The organism is Halotia branconii CENA392 (assembly GCF_029953635.1).
Taxonomy (GTDB): domain Bacteria; phylum Cyanobacteriota; class Cyanobacteriia; order Cyanobacteriales; family Nostocaceae; genus Halotia; species Halotia branconii.
This window is the reverse complement of record NZ_CP124543.1, coordinates 2,919,029-2,937,913: the sequence shown is the minus strand read 5'-3', so window position 1 is coordinate 2,937,913 and position 18,885 is coordinate 2,919,029. Positions and strand designations below refer to the sequence as shown.

17 protein-coding genes and 1 pseudogene are annotated in these 18,885 nt (G+C 41.0%); 10 read left to right on the top strand and 8 right to left on the bottom strand.

Annotated features, from left to right (window positions below; translation table 11 throughout):
* Positions 1-135 precede the first annotated feature (135 nt).
* Positions 136-1,062 (top strand): ABC transporter substrate-binding protein, encoded by a 927-nt coding sequence (locus QI031_RS12855; RefSeq protein WP_281485526.1) that lies wholly within the window; start codon positions 136-138, stop codon positions 1,060-1,062.
* A 48-nt stretch (positions 1,063-1,110) separates the two neighbouring features.
* Here the strand turns inward: QI031_RS12855 and QI031_RS12850 are convergent, their stop codons facing one another.
* From QI031_RS12850 to QI031_RS12835, 4 genes are all read right to left on the bottom strand, one after another.
* The gene (locus tag QI031_RS12850; protein WP_281486010.1) at positions 1,111-2,079 is read right to left on the bottom strand and encodes an FTR1 family iron permease; all 969 of its coding nucleotides are present in this window, start codon (positions 2,077-2,079) and stop codon (positions 1,111-1,113) included.
* Between the two features lie 75 nt (positions 2,080-2,154).
* A complete protein-coding gene (locus tag QI031_RS12845) occupies positions 2,155-2,589 on the bottom strand; it encodes a ferritin-like domain-containing protein (protein ID WP_281485525.1) in 435 nt (144 codons plus the stop codon).
* 325 nt (positions 2,590-2,914) lie between these two features.
* Entirely contained in the window at positions 2,915-3,949 is a 1,035-nt protein-coding gene (locus QI031_RS12840) for a ComEA family DNA-binding protein (RefSeq protein ID WP_281485524.1), read from the bottom strand.
* Between the two features lie 229 nt (positions 3,950-4,178).
* Positions 4,179-5,204, bottom strand: coding sequence for a multicopper oxidase domain-containing protein (locus QI031_RS12835; protein ID WP_281485523.1), 1,026 nt, complete (start codon positions 5,202-5,204; stop codon positions 4,179-4,181).
* Positions 5,205-5,838: 634 nt separating this feature from the next.
* Here QI031_RS12835 and QI031_RS12830 point away from each other — a divergent pair.
* The 4 genes from QI031_RS12830 to QI031_RS12815 all read left to right on the top strand — a co-directional run bounded on the left by QI031_RS12830 (position 5,839) and on the right by QI031_RS12815 (position 9,221).
* On the top strand, positions 5,839-6,762 hold the full coding sequence (locus QI031_RS12830; RefSeq protein WP_281485522.1) for an energy-coupling factor ABC transporter permease: 924 nt from the start codon (positions 5,839-5,841) through the stop codon (positions 6,760-6,762).
* Positions 6,755-7,423, top strand: a complete 669-nt coding sequence (locus QI031_RS12825; protein WP_281485521.1) for an energy-coupling factor transporter transmembrane component T family protein — start codon at positions 6,755-6,757, stop codon at positions 7,421-7,423. The genes QI031_RS12830 and QI031_RS12825 overlap by 8 nt, the downstream gene beginning before the upstream one ends.
* A 35-nt stretch (positions 7,424-7,458) precedes the next feature.
* A complete protein-coding gene (locus tag QI031_RS12820) occupies positions 7,459-8,223 on the top strand; it encodes an energy-coupling factor ABC transporter ATP-binding protein (protein WP_281485520.1) in 765 nt (254 codons plus the stop codon).
* A 140-nt stretch (positions 8,224-8,363) separates the two neighbouring features.
* Positions 8,364-9,221, top strand: coding sequence for a Cof-type HAD-IIB family hydrolase (locus QI031_RS12815; RefSeq protein WP_281485519.1), 858 nt, complete (start codon positions 8,364-8,366; stop codon positions 9,219-9,221).
* Positions 9,222-9,520: 299 nt separating this feature from the next.
* Here the strand turns inward: QI031_RS12815 and QI031_RS12810 are convergent, their stop codons facing one another.
* Positions 9,521-10,429, bottom strand: coding sequence for a glutamate acetyltransferase (locus tag QI031_RS12810; protein ID WP_281485518.1), 909 nt, complete (start codon positions 10,427-10,429; stop codon positions 9,521-9,523).
* 368 nt (positions 10,430-10,797) lie between these two features.
* Here QI031_RS12810 and QI031_RS12805 point away from each other — a divergent pair, with 368 nt between their 5' ends.
* A complete protein-coding gene (locus tag QI031_RS12805) occupies positions 10,798-11,517 on the top strand; it encodes a Crp/Fnr family transcriptional regulator (RefSeq protein WP_174763102.1) in 720 nt (239 codons plus the stop codon).
* Positions 11,518-12,466: 949 nt separating this feature from the next.
* Here QI031_RS12805 and QI031_RS12800 read toward each other — a convergent pair.
* Positions 12,467-13,480 (bottom strand): LysR family transcriptional regulator, encoded by a 1,014-nt coding sequence (locus QI031_RS12800; protein WP_281485517.1) that lies wholly within the window; start codon positions 13,478-13,480, stop codon positions 12,467-12,469.
* Between the two features lie 212 nt (positions 13,481-13,692).
* Between QI031_RS12800 and QI031_RS12795 the strand changes: the two genes are divergently transcribed.
* The 3 genes from QI031_RS12795 to QI031_RS12785 all read left to right on the top strand — a co-directional run bounded on the left by QI031_RS12795 (position 13,693) and on the right by QI031_RS12785 (position 17,562).
* Positions 13,693-14,409: an NnrU family protein gene (locus QI031_RS12795; protein ID WP_281485516.1), complete on the top strand. Its 717-nt coding sequence runs from the start codon at positions 13,693-13,695 to the stop codon at positions 14,407-14,409.
* Between the two features lie 404 nt (positions 14,410-14,813).
* Positions 14,814-15,200 (top strand): thioredoxin family protein, encoded by a 387-nt coding sequence (locus tag QI031_RS12790; protein ID WP_281485515.1) that lies wholly within the window; start codon positions 14,814-14,816, stop codon positions 15,198-15,200.
* A 259-nt stretch (positions 15,201-15,459) separates the two neighbouring features.
* A complete protein-coding gene (locus tag QI031_RS12785) occupies positions 15,460-17,562 on the top strand; it encodes an NAD(P)H-quinone oxidoreductase subunit 5 (RefSeq protein ID WP_281485514.1) in 2,103 nt (700 codons plus the stop codon).
* Positions 17,563-17,719: 157 nt separating this feature from the next.
* Here QI031_RS12785 and QI031_RS12780 read toward each other — a convergent pair whose 3' ends face one another.
* A complete protein-coding gene (locus tag QI031_RS12780; protein WP_281485513.1) occupies positions 17,720-18,205 on the bottom strand; it encodes a PIN domain-containing protein in 486 nt (161 codons plus the stop codon).
* Positions 18,202-18,471 carry a UPF0175 family protein gene (locus tag QI031_RS12775; protein WP_281485512.1) on the bottom strand — a complete coding sequence of 90 codons (270 nt, stop codon included), beginning with the start codon at positions 18,469-18,471 and terminating at the stop codon, positions 18,202-18,204. The genes QI031_RS12780 and QI031_RS12775 overlap by 4 nt, the downstream gene beginning before the upstream one ends.
* A gap of 120 nt (positions 18,472-18,591) precedes the next feature.
* Between QI031_RS12775 and QI031_RS12770 the strand changes: the two are divergent.
* Positions 18,592-18,870, top strand: a pseudogene (locus QI031_RS12770) (NAD(P)H-quinone oxidoreductase subunit 5); the annotation flags it as partial.
* Positions 18,871-18,885: the final 15 nt, after the last annotated feature.

The window sequence follows — 18,885 nt, the reverse complement described above, 5'->3', positions numbered from 1 at the left end:
CGAACATGATATTACCTGCCTCTACGAGTGATTCACCAAATCAAACCTGATTATTATATAAATATATTTGCTAACTTTAAGTGTGGTGCTAAATTTGCTCTTAGGTTCTATTTATGGTTATTCAGGAATTTTACTATGTATCGTCGTTGGATATTACTTGCTCTAGCAATCTCATTAAGCCTATTTTTAATAGCTTGTGCTACTGCAACTACTCAACAGCCACAAGCACAAGTTTCAGCAACTACAGAAACACCTAATAGTAAATCTCAACAATTTGCCAAAAGAATTGTTACTCTTTCCTCTCTGACTACAGACATTATTTATCAACTTGATAAATCAAAGCTAGTAGGTATTACTGGTAGCAACTTATTTAATAATGATCCTAGATTTCAAAGTATTCCTCGTGTGAGTGAAGGGCAAAGTCCTCCTAATTTAGAAAAAATTGTTGCTCTCAAACCAGATTTAGTAATTGGTGCAGAAGGTTTTTCTAACCCAGCAGTTCAAAGACTCCAGCAACTAGGCATTGATAGTTTTTTAACTCAAGTGAAAAATTGGGAATCTTTAGAAGAACTGACTAAAAAGCTGGCTCATTTAATTGATGCTGACCCTCAGCCTTTATTAAACCGCTACCAAACTTTTTTACCAGACAAGCCAACCCAAAACCTGTCAACTCTTGTACTAGTTAGTCGTCAACCAATTTTAGCACCGAATAAAAACAGTTGGGCTGGAGATTTACTAACAAAATTTCAGGCGAAAAATGTAGCAGCAGAATTACAAGGTAATAGTCCCATTGGTGGGTATGTGACACTTTCGGCTGAGAAAGTTTTGCAAGCAAATCCAGAAGTAATTATTGTAGTCAACCCTCCACAAGGTGGTTCGGAAAAAACTGTTTTAGCATCCTTTAAAAAAGAGGCTTTTTGGCAAAAATTACAAGCTACTAAAAATAATAGAGTCTACACCTTTGATTATTATGGATTGGTAAATCCTGGTAGTATAGATGCCATAGAAAAAGCTTGTCAGCAACTTAAGCAAGATTTATTCTTGACAAATAACCAAAAATAGAACTTCAAAAAACCTTTGCGCTTCTTTGTGTTTAAAAAGTTTTAACCCTTAATCTTTGGCAGAACTAACTGGTTTTTGAGTTACAGAAACCTCCTTTTTAGCTTGAGAAGAACTACCATTTAAACTACGGAAATATAGCCCCCCAACAATTAATAAAAACACAACGTAGCCAACTGCTTGCACTACATAAAGATTATCTCGATAACCAAACAAAGCTTTAAGAACAATTCCCGGAAATTGTCCATCAGGCAAAATATTAGAAGTATCCCAAACCATCGGCCCCAAAATACAAGAATGGACTTTGGTAAAGCGTTCATAATAGAAACAAAGACTTTCAGAAGCACGGCTGCTAAGAGCAAGGTTATTCGCGGCTTCATCAAAATTTTTCAAGCCAGAAACTACCAAGCCGGCGACAATCAACACTAATAAAACGCCCATTACTTGGAAAAACTGGCGGATATTAATTTTAATGCCCCATTTAAACAACAGTACCCCAATACCGGCTGCTGCTGCTAAACCACCAATAGCACCCAAAGCAGGTATTAATCCCTGTTGAAAATTAGCAGAGACAAATAGAACAGTCTCAAAGCCTTCGCGGACAACAGCAATTAAAATTAAACTAAAAATGCCCCAGCCAGCATGGGAATTTTGTGTTAATGCTTCTGTAACTGCGCCCTCAACTTGCGCTTTCATAAATTTAGCTTGTCTAGTCATCCAGATTAGCATCCAGCTGAGCATAGCGATCGCTAACACACTAAACACACCTTCTAGCATGGGTTCAACTACAGAGGTGTATTGAGGATTAAGCGCCCCTAAAGCTTGAATCCCCCAACCAAATAGCACACCAATCAGCGCACTAACAGCAATACCAACGCCGACACCAGCGTATACCCAAATGTTGAGTCGGGATTGTTTAGCTTTTTTTAGCAAGGCCAGTACAATCCCCACCACAAGGGCAGCCTCGACTCCTTCTCGGAGTGTAATTACAAAAGTAGGTAGAGCAACACTAAAATCCATCAATAATCCTTTGTCTTGTGTCATTAGTCAATAGTCATTTGTCATTTCTGACAAACGACTAGTGACTTTTAACTATTAGCTAAAATCGCGTAACATCTTTTTCAATTCGAGATTATGCATCTCTTCTTGTCCAATCATGCCACGAGCAAATTCTTCGAGATAAATGCTAGCATTACTGACAGTTTCTAGCAGACTTTTATACAAATCAAGTGCCTTCTTTTCATGAGATAAGCTTTCTGCCAAAATATCCTTGACTGTATGTTGATAAGTTTCTTCCATTTGAGCGATTTTGAGCGAGGGATGCCCATCTAAGCCCGTCAAAATTTCTCCTACTTGTTGAGCATGAAGTAAAGATTCACTAGCCTGGGCTTTAAAAAAATCTACAATTGGAATCCGATTTGGGCCAGTTACCATCAAGGAGTAATGTGTGTAACGCACTACCCCCGCTAGTTCAAATTCCATAATGGCGTTCAGTAGACCGATGGTTTTATTCTGGTCAAGCTCTTGCATTAGTTGTTAATTCAAGTTACAAATGGAGCGTCATGGGTAATGAGTTAGGAGGTATACTTCTTACAGTTATTCAAAGCTCAGATTATCTACACTCTTCACTTCGTAACTCCCAACTATTACCTCACTTACATTCATTTTAATCTTCTTAATCTAAGCTTCCCATTAAGTTCAGAGTACTAAGCTGTTCCACATTTAGCTTACATACTTTTGATTTTGGGGAAAAACTCATTAATCCTTCTCCCCTGCCCCCTGCACCCGGCCACTGAGCGTAGCCGAAGTGCTGCTCCCCTGCTTGCCTCAATGTACAAATCAAAAGTTTAACAGCTTATCGTTGGGCTTGAGTGCTAGATTGATTAATTACTTTTTGAGAGTTTTGCTCAATGGTTGTCACCAGCTTAGTAACCTCACTGGGAGTTTGCACTGGTTTAGCGGGTGGAATAACGCTAGGCCAAACTTTTGTAAGTTCAGTGAGACTTGTCTCAATTGCTTTATGTGCTTCAGGATTTACTTGAGCTACTTGGCTAGAAATTCCTTGATATAATTCGTTGGCGTAATTTACAAAGCCACGAGAGTCTTGATATTCAATCGCTGCGGTAATTTTACCATTTGCGATCGCAGCCCCATATTCTGAATTAGCTGCATCCAATAATTCATTCATTACTTGTAACACAAATCCCGGCTTGGAGCGTTGATCTTGGGGTAGAGTTGCGATCGCTCCATCAACGGCTTGCACTGAAGAGGTAAGATCAGTTTTAACTTTGGCGTTCTTAGGATTAGATTTTACCAAATCTTCTAAGCTAATCAAAGTTGTCTTAAATTCTTTAACTTTGCGCTCATTTAATTGATCTTCTACATCTACATAAATTTCTTCAACTGGGTGTCCAATATGAGGTTCAGCTTGTTTTGGCAGATTTTTATCTAAAAGTTCTTGTGCTACCAAAAGATGTCCTTTCATCAACCCCAATTTTGTCATGTAATCAACATCTTTGGCTTCGCCTGTTAACACCACTTCTTGCACAGTTACCATATCTTTGATCTGGTCAAACTGTTCTTGATTTATGACTTTTTTAGTCACTAAATCTTCTGGACTGGCGTAGGGACGACTGGCTTGAATTTTGTTTGATAAAGCTGGTACACCTAATTTAGCTTCAAACTTATCCAACTCTGACAAGATAGCATTATTAATATTAATTTTTGCTTTACCGCTATGACTGCTATGAGTGGCGGTTTCAGTCACCTGTGCAGTGGAATTAGCTGCCGGTGCAGATGGGTTTTCGGCTTGTGGTGCATTATTACATCCGCTTAAAGTAACTATGGCAGCAGTGGCGACGCTTAGACAGACATAACGAAATTTAATCATTTTTATTTTGGGGGATATTTTAGAAGGTAGTAATTAAAACCTTTCCAACTACCAGCAGCAGTTGGATTTGACAGAATGTCATAGATTTAACTTTTGCATATAATGCTACTTTTTATCAACTAGTTGCTAATTTTTACTAAAAATGAAATGATCAAAGTCATCCAGCCATCACAACACTGGCAAGACTGATAAATCTTGCTGTCTATGGAATTTAAGTTTTAAAGAATACTCAGAAATTTTCCGAAGGATTTTGAGATTTACTAGCAGCAACAACTTCAAATTGTCCCATGCAACCGTTTTCGGCGATCGCATCTTGATGAGGATGAAACATATACTTACCTGGATAGCGAAAAGCAAATTCCAAGATGTGTCTTTCGGCTACACCCATTGTAATTACATCGGTTTTCTCGCTGGGAGTCATCGTCATCCCAGAACGATAAACATCAAAAAAGTTGGCGTGGAGATGAAATGTCACTGCCGGATCGTATTCAATAATGTTGAGGACATACAGCCGAATCAACTGATTTTGGTAAATACGGATAGGATTATCTATGAAATGGTGAGGCAATCCATTAAAGGCGTAATATTCATTACGACTATCGTCATTCACGTCATAGCCAGCCATTATTAATACAATCTCATCAGCGGGAGGACGCGGCGTGGGAGGATCGACGATAAACATCCCGTACAATCCCTTAGCAATATGACGCGTAACTGGTGAAATATGGCAATGGTATAGGTGAACGCCATAGGGTTCAGCATCAAATTCATAAATTGTGGCATTACCATTTTTGACTGGACGGACACCATCCATTTCGGCGGGATGAACACCATGAAAATGTAGAGAATGAGAATGTCCCGCCTCATTTAAAAATAATACCCGCACGCGATCGCCTTGTTTAGCCCGTAGGGTTGGCCCTGGTATACTACCGTTTAAATCCCAAATGTTGTAAGATACAGCACTGTTAAGCTGAATGACGGAAGTACCAGCGGTTAACTCAAATTCTCGGATGGTACGGCCATTTTCTTGCTTCACTGTTCCATAATCAAAATTTCTCAGCATTTTCATTGGGTTAGCAACGCCCTCAGATGCTGCCATCTCAACAGGTGGTATTCTTACCCTGGAGCGAGTTTGTAAATTCAAAGTTTGCCAAAGCACTGCTGCACCAGCTACGCCAGCACCTGTTAATCCCAATTTCAGCAGTTGACGGCGACTCAAAAGGTCTTCTTTCCCTAAAAGAAATTGCTTGGGCATGATGTGATTAACAGTTTTGCGGCAGAGAAAATTGCTAAAGTTTCGCAATTATTTTGGATACTACCTGAATTAGCAATTATTGTCAACAATGCTTCAACGTATTTGTCAACAAAAAAAACTTATACCAATTCTCTGTGAAACTGCACATTATTTTGACCCTACCGCAGACGATGGAGTTCTCTTTATGCATCTTCATCAAGAGTCAAAGCGATCGCCCTAGAAGATAATTTAAAACCAAAAATTATTCCAGACTTTTTAACCAAAGAGTACTAGAACAGACACTTTTTTATTTTTAGAGTTACTCAAAAATTATTGGGACTTTTATTGATTAAAAACAGAAATTAAATAGATAAGCGTCTATTTAATTCCCTGACTAGCTAAAAAAATCCTTGTAAATCAAAAGATTTAACTAAGGTTTAGTGCTATAGTAAACATAGACTTAACAAAAATTAATATTTTACTAAATAAGTATATTATTTGACGCATATTTTATTGCAAATCTGTCCTAAGTAACACTATAAAATCCCCCAAGAGGGCATTGAAAAAGGGATAGAAATTTTGTTTCCTATTAATTTAATGCCGTAGTTACATTATTCAAATTGTGTGAGCCAACACATTCAAGATAGGGGACATCATGCATATTCCAGATGGTTTTGTTTCTCCACCAATCGCAGTGGCTACTGGTTTGGCGAGTGCAACTGCGCTATTTTTTGCCTGTAAGCGATCGCAAGCAGCTTTTGGTATCCGTCGCGCTCCTGTACTGGGCTTGACCACTGCCTTTATTTTTGCCGCCCAAATGATTAACTTCCCTGTAGCCGGAGGTACTAGCGGTCACTTGTTGGGGGGAACCTTAGCAGCGATCATCTTAGGTAGTCCTTGGGCAGGGACGTTGTGCATTGCTACGGTTTTAATCATTCAAGCTGTGTTATTCGCCGATGGTGGCATTACAGCTTTAGGAGCGAATATTTTCAATATGGGAGTGATTGGTGTTTGGGTGGGATGGCTGTTAACCCAAACCTTACAACGGTTATTTGGTGGGTCTAAAGGACGCTTACCTTTAGCTGCTGGAATTGCCGCTGCTGTGAGTGTCGTAGTAGCAGCTGTAGCTTGTGCTATTGAACTAGCTCTTTCTGGTACTGCACCTGTAACTATAGTTTTACCAGCCATGACTGGTGTGCATATTCTGATTGGTATTGGCGAAGGCCTAATTACCGGAGGTGTACTAACTTACTTAGCTACAGCACGACCAGATTTATTACCAGGAGAACAGCAGCAGTTCAAAGGTTGGTCAGTACCCGTGATCAGCATTTTCTTAGTTGCTGGTGTATTGTCATTATTCGCCTCAGCATGGCCTGATGGTTTAGAAAAAGTTGCTGAAGACTCAGGCTTCATTGACTTGGCTAGCAAAGTCCGGGTAATTGTACCTACACCCTTAGCCGACTATGGTATTGAGGGCTTAGGGCCAATCGGTACGAGTATTGCTGGTTTAGTAGGGGCTGCGGTTTGCTTTGGTGTTGCCTTTGGAATTGCCAAGGTGGTGAAACCAAAGAATGCTTAAAATTGCTTTGCCGTTACGCTTGCATCTATCTCTAGTGATTGTTATAGGAGCAGCTTTACTCAAGTATGATGCTTGGCCTTGGCTAGCTGTTTATGCTGCGATCGCCTTTGTCTGGGCAATAATTTTACGTGTACATATTCGCCATTTGGGAGGATTGTTAGGTGCTGAATTAATTTTCCTCTCATTACTAGCATTGCCCTTGGGATGGGAACGAGCCAGTTTTTTGCTGTTTCGTTCTTTGGTATGTCTGATTGTGATGAATAGTTTTTTGTTAACTTTACCTCCCCACAGTTTCGGTATTGCCCTCAAAAGCTTACCCGTGCCAGCACCCATCAAAGAAAATTTATTATTAGCTGGACAGTACCTAGAAATTTTGCTAGCAGAAGTCACAAGAATGCAGCGCAGCGCTCAATTGCGTGGTTTAAATGGTGCAGCCGGATGGTTGCGCTACGCCAGTGCTGCGATGATTGGAGCCTTATACCTCCGCAGCCTAGACAGAGCCGAACGAGTCTATGCAGCAATGATAATTCGTGGTTACAACGGAAAACTGCCAGTAGATTCGACCTTAAGACCAAAAGAGCGTTTTGCCCTGTTAGCCGCAGGAGCGATCGCTATTTGTTTAACCTTAACTTCTTACCTTCAAAGTTCCGTTAACAGTTAACGGCAAGAAAATTGTAAATTTTTGAGTTGTGCATCTTGAAATCTTTAACATTTAACTCCCAACATTCAACTTGTGATCCCCAAGCTGCTGTAGTCAAAGTCCAGAACTTGGTATATGCTTATCCCCGGCAGAAACCAGTATTGCAAGATATTTCTTTTACCTTAAATCCAGGCGATCGCGTAGCATTAATGGGAGCAACCGGGTCTGGTAAAAGTACCTTGTTAGAAAATCTGATTGGCATAAAACAACCACAATCAGGCAAAATTTGGATTAATAACATCCAAGTAGCACCTCAAACTCTGCCCCAAGTGCGTCGTGACATCGGCTTTGGCTTTCAAGATGCCAACGACCAACTATTTATGCCCACCATATTAGAAGATATTACCTTTGGCCCACGCAATTACGGTGTATCACCAGCAGTAGCAATTGATCAAGCGCGGCAATTATTAGCCGACTTTGGCTTAGAAGCTTACGCCAACCGTTCGGCTCATGAACTTTCTGGTGGACAAAGAAGATTAGCTGCCCTAGCAGCAATTTTAGCCTTAGAGCCTACAATTCTAATTTTAGATGAGCCGACTAATGGTCTTGATCCCGCATGGCGGCGACACTTAGCGCAAGTGTTGTTAAAGCTGCCTGTGCAGGTAATGTTAATTGCCTCCCATGAATTACAGTGGTTAGGAAAAGTGACTCAACGAGCTTTGGTACTTTCTGGTGGCCGCATTCCCATCGATGGCGAGATTCAACCACTTTTAGAAGAAGGAGACACTTTAGACCAGTTGGGTTTACCAGTCAATTGGTAATTAGCTATTAATTATGGAGTTATACCATTTCACGAAATTACTAATACAAATTCCTTTTCTTACTCCCCTGCCTCCCCTGCTTCAAATGTATCAACTTTAAAGTAAAACGGTATTACTGGGCGTTCAAATCTGGGGAATTTATGCAACAAGCATCTGCCGCTAATCAGGCTATAGCTGCAAAAGACATTAAATTACTGGTTCTAGACATAGACGGGACAATTTCTGGAGAGTCTAACACCTTAAGCGAACCTGTCAAACAAGCGATCGCAGCAGTGCAAACACGAGGCATTCAAGTAGCAATTGCCACTGGTCGGATGTATCGTTCAGCCTTACGCTTCCACCAAGAAATTAGCTCTGTTCTACCATTAATGGCTTACCAAGGAGCCTGGATTCAAGATCCAACCGACCAAAAAATTCATCGGCATTTAGCGGTTTCTAGAGAAATTGCCTACAAGCTACTAGATTATTTTGAACAGCCACAACTGCGATCGCTTTTATCTGTTCACTTCTATATCAATGACCAGTTGTATGTGCGAGAGTTAACTAGAGAAACCCAAATTTATGCACAACGTTCTGGTATTACTCCAATTCCTGTAGGCGATTTGCGTCAAGTTCTGCATAATGAACCAACTAAGGTTTTAGCTTTGTGCAATGATACAGAAGTGATTAATGATTTACTGGGAAATTTGCGCCGTCAATATACACCAGCTGAACTTTATCTGACAACATCCGTTGCCACTTTCTTTGAAGCGACTAACGCCTCTGTGAACAAAGGAACTGCTGTACGTTATTTAGCTGAAGAATTATTGGGATTAGCAAGCACCAACGTTATGACTATTGGTGATAACTTCAATGATCTAGAAATGCTAGAATATGCTGGCATTGGTGTAGCTATGGGCAATGCGCCAGCAGCAGTCAAAGCGATCGCCCAGTGGGTAGCTCCTAAAGTTGAAGAAGATGGAGCCGCAACTGCGATCAAAAAATTTTTATTGTCATAAGGGCAATTGTTTATATCTGCCCTCTACAAAACTAGATGAAATCAGAAAGAGCACCGACGACTGGCCGTGTTTCGTCTCGGTGCTCTTGCTGGTTCGCTCCTCACACACCTGTAAATATAACCGAGGTGATTACATGAGTCAATAGATCTTATATGAAGTTTTTATTTTGTGCCTGAAAACACTGTTGAGAAATGGCAAGCCCATTCAAGACAAAATCGCATAACCGTTTTTTGACAGTTGACAGTGATAACTGATAACTGAATTTTATGCTAATTAAAAATTCTATAGTTTTTCTTTACTCATAACTCCATCAGAGCTAAAACTCCCAACTTTTCGACCAGCAAAAATCTTAATACAGACTGAGTAGTCATTAACAATCCCACTCTAGCCTGAGCTAGTTCTGGAGATAAAGTTTTTACTTCACCCCAAAAGCGACATTTGCACCAAAAGTTTTCCCATGCTTGACTCAAATTTAGCCCTGCTTTTTCCCAACTACCGACATCCTTACACTCGAAAGCATCTACCACTTGCACTAACTCGGTAATTAAACGACTTTCATCTGGATGATTCAAACAAAGTTTGCCATCACAATTTAGCCAAGGTATTTGCTCTGGGAAAATTACACTCCAAAAAGCTGGGCTAGTATCTGGTAGTGGTTCTCTAAGTTTAATTAATCCTTCTCGATGAGCTAGCAGCACTAGCGAACAGCAACGTGCATGGGCATGTTGAATTGTAAACAAGTGGTCAAGATTATGGATTTGGGCATGGGGGAGGCAGTGCGTTGGGCCGCTCTGCCGACTTGTAGCAACTGCCGTCATGGGGCATTGGGAGTTTGTCTGAAAAACATGGGAGGAAACAGAATTGATGCTTTCTTTGTTGGCTTCCTCTGCTTTTCCTCCTTCTTCTAAACTACCCATTGCAATATTTTGTAACCAAGACGCGGTAAAAGGCGGACTTACTTCTAAATGAATCCAACCTGGAGGAACAATTCGGATACTAAAAATACCATCACAGGTCTTTGATAAATAAGAAACAATACTATTGGCTACCTCCATAGGTTGTGAATTATGAGATTTTGATACCTGCAAAGCAATACCTGAGACATATAAAATTTTTTCATTATCTCTACCTTTATGCAGAGGAATTTTTTTGTTATGTGTGCGTTTAATTTTGTGATTATAAGTATAAATGCTATGAGCATTTATCATTTGACTATATATTAGCTGTTTAATTGAAGTGTATTTGCTTACTAGTGAGTTACAATGCACGTAGTTATGAATAAATAAATTAAAACCTTTTTTTCCGGATTTTCTGTCATCTGTCTTTAGATATAAGATTAATCTAGATGAAGAAAAATGAGAACTGCATAAAATTTGATAAATATTTGATGAATAAAGAGTAAACTTTACTACCATCATTGTACAGTAGGAAGTATAACAAAAAGTAGAGAGCAATATTGCTTTCTGCTCTTTGGATGGCTGGCGCTGTTGGGCGTTAAGCCTAAACCGCCAACACAAAGACACTCCTTGCACTTTTTATAACGTCTTTGTCTTCAGCCGAACGCTCTTTGTTACCTATGCAATCTCCATCTTCTTTTTCTGAGGCATCACGGCCTTTTTTGACTTGGCAACGAATTCTTGATTGGGCTCAAGAACACTACCGCTGCCGCACCTTTAGCAAAGATGAACGCATTCCAGCTAGACCTGGATTGCTGTATTTGGTGCAAAGGGGTGCAATCCGCATGGTAGGAACCGCCCAAGTGAGCGCTACTGCCAGTCAGCTAACGTCTCGACGAATTAACAGAACCCCAGAAGAAGCTTTTTTGGGTTTTGTAGGAGCCGGACAACCATTTGAAATTGTTGCTCAGTCACCATTCACGCTCCAGTCATACGCTCATGTAGACCAAACTGCTGTGTTGTGGATGTACTGGCATGATTTAGACAACTGGCCTCACTTCCGTCGTGAAGTTATGGATGCCTTTAGGTATCAGCACCAGCGTAAATTGCTGTGGTTGAGTGCCTTGGGACAAAGGCGTACAATTGACCGACTCTTAGGATTTCTCACATTGTTGATTGAGGAATATGGAGAGCCGTCCATGAGTGAAACAGACCCCGATGTGATTCGCGGTTATTGTTTACCCTTTCCTCTTACCCATGCTCAAATTGGTAGCGCTATTGGTTCGACTCGCGTTACTGTCACCCGCTTAATGGGCAAGTTGCGTCAACGCGGTTTAATTCTCACCCAAGGGGATAATCTTATTTGCTTGCCAGCAGAGTCGATTAATCGAGTCAGCTAAAGCGTATTTCCCATCTTTCAACAAAAGCAGCCATGCCTTATAGGCATCTACTGTGGGAACTGTCGCTATATTTGTCACCGTAAGTATCAGCGAATTTTGAGACACCAGCTTAAGTCATCAGTTCCTACCCCCGGTCAATAAGCAGTAAGTCGTTACCAGCAACATACGCTTGCTGCTCAGTCTGACCAATCTGTTTGACCACCACAAACAGGTTGGATGTAATGGGGTAGCTTCTTTGATTGAAAAATTTCAATGTTCAATCTGTTATGTTTATCAGGACATTCACAAAGGAAGACAAAGGGTTTTTGCCCTTGTGTTCATTTCAATTACAAAGGCTAAATTGAACATTGAGAAACAACTTCTAGAGCAGAAGCGTACTAGATGCTACCAGCAATATCAGCTAATTTTGACATTACTTGGATGGTCGTGGAAACAAAATTCCACTTGTAAACTGAAAGTTTGACCATCCAAGATGTTTTAGTAAATGATTTTTCTATGACTAGTACCGCTGCGCGTAGCTTAATTAGCTTTATACCCAGGTTTTATAGGTTTATCATAGATTTTTTCCAATCTATATGATTCTGCCGTGTTGTACTAGTAATGCTATATATTGCAGAAAACAATAAATAGGCTTGAAAGCCCTTTCGGGTCTAACTTTTATAATCAGGTTATCTTTTAAACTACTTGGCGATCGCTATATTAAAATATTTAATATTTTGAGATTTTTAGCTGTATTTTAATAGCAACTTGTTTGCTTTCAATTTAGTCTTTAGTCAGTTGTCAAAAGTCAACAGTTATTTAACAGTAAACAGTGAACAGTTATCAGTAGTGTATTTATTTTGGGTTTAAGTTCCCGACTTCTCACAAGTGGTAGGCTTCAGTCGGGGCTAAATCCACGACTGAAAATGTGATAACTGATAACTGATTTCACAACTACTGATTGTCGACGTTAGCCCGCGTCAGAAGAAGTGGATGTCGCTACATCCAAAGTGTTTACTACTAGCTTCTTTTGCGATAATGTTAACGCTTCGTGATTCCATCCAGGAGTAGCAAACTGGGGTAAAATTTCTTGGCTGAAGGCTTCTGCTGCCTTAGATCTGTAGCGATTAGGATTAAAAATCAGCCACAACGTTCGCTTGACAACAACACCTTCAATAGGTGTGCAATGCAATACACCCATTTGTAATTCTTTAGCGATCGCCGAAGTAGAAACAAAGGCAGCCCCTAAACCAGATTGTACAGCATTTTTTATTGCTTCTATGGAATTTAGCTCCATCTCAAATTTAAAACGCCTTGTATCAATTTCAGAACGTGTTAGCACCTGATCAATGACTTTGCGAATAGTTGATTGAGAATCTAAAGCAATGAATTGTAGTTTATAAAGGTCTTCTTTTTGGATTGTTTCCAGTTTGGCAAAGGGATGAAAAACGGGCAAAATCAGAGCTAATTCGTCCTCAGCATAGGGAAGGATTTCTAAAGATTCTGCTAATTCACCGGGAATTTCGCCACCAATAATCGCTAGATCAACTTGTCCATTAGACACGCTCCAAGCAGTCCTTCGAGTTGAGTGGACATGCAATTGTACTGCCACATCTGGGTATTTTTGCCGGAACATGCCGATCATTTTGGGCAAAAGATAAGTCCCGGTGGTTTGAGAAGCGCCGACAATCAAAGTACCGCCTTGGAGATTTTGTAAATCTTCGATCGCCCGGCAGGTTTCTTGACACAGACTGAGAATTTTTTCACCGTAGCTTAAAAGTAAATGCCCGGCTTCGGTTAACTGTGCGCGTCGTCCTCCACGGTCGAATAAAGGGACATCCAACTGCCGTTCGAGATTTTGAACTTGTAAACTTACAGCAGGTTGGGAAACGTAAAGGCTATCAGCGGCGCGCTTGAAGCTTCCTTCTGCGGCGATCGCTTTGAGAATACGTAACTGATCTAAAGTGAAAGGAAGGTCAGACATAAGGCTCAACCCACAAACTTTGAAAGGAGCAACTTTGGCAACAAATCAAGTTCACAACTTTCTTGTGTGGCGTGATTCGTTGCATTTTAAACTCGGAGGTTTGACTTGAAAAAGACCGTACCACAACATTTTGACTAAATTCTCCTTTTGAATACTTTGTGGTATTGGTTGTACTAAGTTAAGTTTTATTTAAATTACTTCACCCATGTATTATGATGCTGAATCCTTGGTTTACTCTCAGTCATTTTGTCATGCTGGGGTTACTATTAGCTTTTGCGATCGCCCACAGTGGCGGAGCTGCCTTGCGTCCTTGGGCAGAAAAGCACATAGGACCAAGGCTTTATCGCATTTTCTTTGCATTAGTCAGTTTACCGTTGGCTGTGGTATTAATAATTTACTTTTTTAATCATCGTTATGATGGCTTGCAACTTTGGCAAGTGCAGGGTGTACCGGGAGTGCAGGCATTCGTTTGGGTATTATCAGCAATTTCTTTTTTATTTTTGTATCCTGCCACCTTCAATCTACTAGAAATTGCTGCCATTCAAAAGCCCCAAGTCCACCTCTACGAAACAGGGATTATTCGTATTACTCGTCATCCTCAGATGGTGGGGCAAATTATGTGGTGTATTGCTCATACCTTATGGTTAGGTACTAGCTTTACCTTGGTAACTTCTATGGGATTAGTGTTACATCACTTGTTTGGGGTTTGGCATGGCGATCGTCGTTTAGCCCACCGCTATGGAGAAGCCTTTAAAATAGTTCAACAGCGCACATCAACAATTCCCTTTCAAGCAATTATTGACGGTCGTCAATCTATCAAATGGCAGGAATTTATCCGCCCTGCTTATTTAGGAATTGCCGTTTTTATAGTTTTACTTTGGTGGGCACATCCTCTGTTGCTTGTGGCAACTAGTAAGGTAAGATGGTAATTCAAGGCGATCCCCACTAACAAGAGAAAAGACTCACCAAATGAAAATTTCTGCCTCTCAATTGCCACCAAATCTAATGTAGGATGAATTGAAACAGCTGTTAGTGGGGGTGCGCTCAGTCAGTTTATTGTTTCCATACTTGTATCTCGCTGACCAATTGCCTGAGCTAGAGAGTAAATGGCACAGCAGTCTAAATTTTCTCTCTAGCAATTGTAGTCAGGAGCAGAAAAAACAAAGCAGCCGCCAAGAAAGTCATATCGGCTTTTTTGACAAAACCCAAATCAATCTTGTAAGAGTTGCATAATAGTCTTTGCTCTGAAGCTTCTATAGGCGCTGACCTACTTGCAAACTTCTCTTGCTGATAGCTAGTTGAATATTAAAACCCTATAATTCTTAGAGGCGTCATGGTGTTGTCGGTTAGTGAGCGGACATTTACTCAAGAAGTTTTAGAATCTCCAGTTCCTGTTTTAGTAAATTTTGAAGCACCTTGGTGTGGCTTATGTCGCATTATCCACCCCCTGTTGTTGCAATTTAAAGCTCAATGTGGTGAGCAAATTAAATTAGTTGGGGTTAACGCTGATGATAATTTCAAACTTGCTAATACTTATCGACTAAAATCATTACCAACTTTACTGTTGGTTGACAGTGGCATAGTTCAACGTCGCTTAGAAGGGTTTCGTGGTAGAGAAGATTTGCGTCTGGCTTTAGAAGAAATAAAACTTACCTACATCAACCGTTCTAAAATATACAATAACTCCAACACAGCGGATTTAGAATATCGTTCAGCATGAAGTTAGTTAAAAGTCAATAGTTAAAAAGTAAAAGTAATAACTCTTGACTCTATGACTTGGTAATTAGATTCCGTGTAGTGGGCAGCAAATATAAAACCATGCTTAATTACCCCACCCAAAGCTCATTGGGTGGGGTATTTTATCCTCAAGGGTGTGTGTCACAATTATTAACAGTTACGCCTTGGATAGTTGCCTGCGGCAAAAACCGTCCGCAGCACTGTCCTAACTTAGTCAAGAATTCTAAAAATAAGCGTCAGTGATGGAAGTAATCTATGAATATGCTTGGTTGATTCCAGTATTGCCTCTAGTAGGAGCAATGCTGGTCGGCCTAGGATTAATTTCGGTAAATCAGGTGACAAACCGCCTGCGGCAACTCAACGCTGTAGTTATCATCTCCTTGATGGGAGCAGCGATGGCGTTGTCGTTGGCTTTGCTGTGGAGTCAAATTCAAGGACACCCAGCTTATCTCCACACCTTAGAATGGGCAGCAGCGGGTAATTTTCACCTGAGAATGGGCTACACTATTGACCACATCACAGCCTTAATGCTGGTGATTGTGACAACGGTAGCTTTATTAGTCATGATCTACACTGATGGCTACATGGCTCATGACCCAGGATATGTCAGGTTTTACGCCTATCTCAGCTTGTTTGGTTCTTCAATGTTGGGTCTAGTAGTTAGCCCTAACTTAGTGCAGGTTTACATATTCTGGGAACTAGTTGGCATGTGTTCCTACTTGCTGGTTGGCTTTTGGTACGATCGCAAGGCAGCAGCAGATGCCTGTCAAAAAGCATTTGTAACCAACAGGGTGGGTGACTTTGGTCTGCTACTCGGCATTCTGGGGCTATTCTGGGCAACAGGAAGCTTTGATTTTAACGTGATGGGCGATCGCCTCGCGCAACTTGTAGAAACAGGTTCTGTAAGCAATTTTTTAGCTGTCCTCTTGGCGATTTTAGTTTTCCTTGGCCCAGTTGCTAAATCCGCTCAATTCCCCTTACACGTCTGGCTACCAGACGCAATGGAAGGCCCCACACCCATTTCTGCCCTGATCCACGCAGCAACAATGGTGGCAGCAGGTGTGTTCCTCATTGCCCGGATGTACCCAGTTTTTGAACACGTTCCCGCAGCAATGAGCGTAATTGCCTTTACTGGGGCATTTACGGCATTTTTGGGGGCAAGCATTGCAATTACCCAAAATGACATCAAAAAGGGTCTAGCATACTCCACCATCTCTCAATTAGGTTACATGGTGATGGCAATGGGACTAGGCTCATACAGTGCTGGATTATTTCACCTCATGACCCACGCCTATTTCAAGGCGATGCTGTTCTTAGGTTCCGGTTCTGTAATTCACGGTATGGAAGGAGTTGTTGGTCACGACCCTGCCTTAGCCCAAGATATGCGGTTGATGGGGGGATTGCGAAAGTATATGCCCATCACCGGAATTACTTTTTTGATTGGTTGCTTGGCAATTTCTGGTGTGCCACCTTTTGCTGGGTTCTGGTCAAAAGATGAAATTCTGGGGCAGGCTTTTGAAATTAATCCGCTTTTGTGGTTGATTGGCTGGCTAACTGCTGGGATTACTGCTTTCTACATGTTTAGAATGTACTTCATGACATTTGAAGGCAAATTCCGGGGTAATGACGAGAAAATCAAGGACAAGCTCAAAAAGGCTGCCGCGACAATTATCCTGGAATCAGAATCAGCAGAATTAGCCCCGAATTTTGGCCCTGGGGCAATGAAACATGGTGAATTGGCTGCTACTGGTGGTCATCATGAGAACCATGACTCCCACGGGCATCATAGCGATTCTCCTCACGAATCACCGTGGACAATGACCCTACCGTTGGCACTGTTGGCTGTGCCTTCAATTTTGATTGGTTTAACAGGCACACCCTACGCTAATTATTTCGAGGAATTTATTTTTCCTCCTAGTGAAACTCTAACTGAAGTTCTAGAAAAAGCCGCCGAATTTAACCCGACAGAATTTTATGTGATGGCGGGGGCTTCTGTAGGTATTTCCTTAATTGGGATTACCTTGGCTTCGTTGATGTATTTGCAGCGTAAAATTGATCCAGCTGCGATCGCATCTCAAATCAAACCACTTTATGAGTTGTCACTAAACAAGTGGTACTTTGATGACATTTACCATCGCGTCTTTGTCGTCGGCTTGCGTCGCATCGCTAGACAAGTCATGGAAGTTGACTTCCGTGTTGTCGATGGTGCAGTTAACCTTACAGGCTTTTTTACCCTTGTGAGTGGTGAAGGTCTGAAATACCTAGAAAATGGTCGCGCTCAATTCTATGCCTTGATTGTCTTTGGGGCTGTTTTGGGCTTAGTGATTGTTTTTGGTGTTACCTAATTTTAATAGGGGTGGGCAGCTGTCCGCCCTTAAATTTTTTAATTTTGAGAGTCTAATTTAGACTCTTTTTTTTTGACTGATAGTCTAGTAATTAAATATACAGTTTTACAATGACAAGAATTGTATTTCATCCATTGGTAGAGCAAGAGTGGCAAAATTAACCTTGTTCTTGGTAATAACGATCTAAAAAACTTTGGATGAGGGCAGAAGATGCACGAAAGGTGGTTAATTGCAATTTAGAAATGGCGTTAGGAAAATTAATTATATTTCGAGTTCCTGCACGATAAAGAACACCGAGTAAGCCTGTGACATTGAGACCTTGTGCGATCGCTGCTTGTCGAGCATCCATATCATCTAAGATAATTAGGGCTGCGTTGAGTTGGACAGCCAGAGAAATGGTTTCTTGCTCACCTATACCAAGTTTGCTAGATAAGTTGGGTAATAGAGGCGTGTTAGTTTGAATCTCTAACCAGCTTGGAGGTTGGGCAATCCAGTTTTGAACTTTGATGTAAGAACCTTCGGCAAGAAGTTCTGTGCAGACAGCATTGGGGATGGTGATGCGACCGAGAAGTTGAGGCAGAATTTCAACACAATCAATCAAGATGAGATAGCACAAAGGAGAAGTATCGCAAACAACTATCATTGCTGAGTAATTGCTTGGTCAATAGCTTGTAAGTCTTGCTCTAATTCAGCTACGGTATAGGGTAGGTAAGCTTCATAGGCTTTAAGAAAAGCATCGGTAGCCAGTCGAGAAGAAAAATTTAACAGACGTTGAACTTGAGCAGTAGAAATTTGCCGATGGCGATAAGCTTCAACCACCAGCGATTCTAAGGCGCGGCGAGAAAGTTGGTCAGGGGTATTAGCGAGTTGATTGGCAATGTCATCGGGTATCTCAATAGTAATTTGCATTTGCGGTGTACTTTGAGGGATGTATGATGCTTCTTTATTAAGAATAACTGAGCAGCATCATACATTTTTAGCAATGTTTCGGTTGGGTCAGGCGTAGAGGCGGAGCGGCTTGTCGTAGACATCGCATCTCAAATCAAACCACTTTATGAGCTATCCCTAAATAAGTGGTATTTTGATGACATTTACCATCGTGTCTTTGTCGTCGGCTTGCGTCGCATCTTTAGACAAGTGATGGAAGTTGACTTTCGTGTTGTCGATGGTGCAGTTAACCTTACAGGCTTTTTTATCCTTGTGAGTGGTGAAGGTCTGAAATATCTAGAAAACGGTCGCACTCAATTCTACGCCTTAATTGTATTTGGGGCTGTTTTGGGCTTAGTGATTGTTTTTGGTGTTACCTAATCTTAATTGGGGTGG

Coding starts and splice junctions, on each gene's coding strand:
- QI031_RS12855 (WP_281485526.1), top strand. CDS start 136: ATGTATCGTCGTTGGATATTACTTGCTCTAGCAATCTCATTAAGCCTA.
- QI031_RS12850 (WP_281486010.1), bottom strand. CDS start 2,079: ATGGATTTTAGTGTTGCTCTACCTACTTTTGTAATTACACTCCGAGAA.
- QI031_RS12845 (WP_281485525.1), bottom strand. CDS start 2,589: ATGCAAGAGCTTGACCAGAATAAAACCATCGGTCTACTGAACGCCATT.
- QI031_RS12840 (WP_281485524.1), bottom strand. CDS start 3,949: ATGATTAAATTTCGTTATGTCTGTCTAAGCGTCGCCACTGCTGCCATA.
- QI031_RS12835 (WP_281485523.1), bottom strand. CDS start 5,204: ATGCCCAAGCAATTTCTTTTAGGGAAAGAAGACCTTTTGAGTCGCCGT.
- QI031_RS12830 (WP_281485522.1), top strand. CDS start 5,839: ATGCATATTCCAGATGGTTTTGTTTCTCCACCAATCGCAGTGGCTACT.
- QI031_RS12825 (WP_281485521.1), top strand. CDS start 6,755: ATGCTTAAAATTGCTTTGCCGTTACGCTTGCATCTATCTCTAGTGATT.
- QI031_RS12815 (WP_281485519.1), top strand. CDS start 8,364: ATGCAACAAGCATCTGCCGCTAATCAGGCTATAGCTGCAAAAGACATT.
- QI031_RS12810 (WP_281485518.1), bottom strand. CDS start 10,429: ATGATAAATGCTCATAGCATTTATACTTATAATCACAAAATTAAACGC.
- QI031_RS12805 (WP_174763102.1), top strand. CDS start 10,798: ATGCAATCTCCATCTTCTTTTTCTGAGGCATCACGGCCTTTTTTGACT.
- QI031_RS12800 (WP_281485517.1), bottom strand. CDS start 13,480: ATGTCTGACCTTCCTTTCACTTTAGATCAGTTACGTATTCTCAAAGCG.
- QI031_RS12795 (WP_281485516.1), top strand. CDS start 13,693: ATGATGCTGAATCCTTGGTTTACTCTCAGTCATTTTGTCATGCTGGGG.
- QI031_RS12790 (WP_281485515.1), top strand. CDS start 14,814: ATGGTGTTGTCGGTTAGTGAGCGGACATTTACTCAAGAAGTTTTAGAA.
- QI031_RS12785 (WP_281485514.1), top strand. CDS start 15,460: ATGGAAGTAATCTATGAATATGCTTGGTTGATTCCAGTATTGCCTCTA.
- QI031_RS12780 (WP_281485513.1), bottom strand. CDS start 18,205: ATGATAGTTGTTTGCGATACTTCTCCTTTGTGCTATCTCATCTTGATT.
- QI031_RS12775 (WP_281485512.1), bottom strand. CDS start 18,471: ATGCAAATTACTATTGAGATACCCGATGACATTGCCAATCAACTCGCT.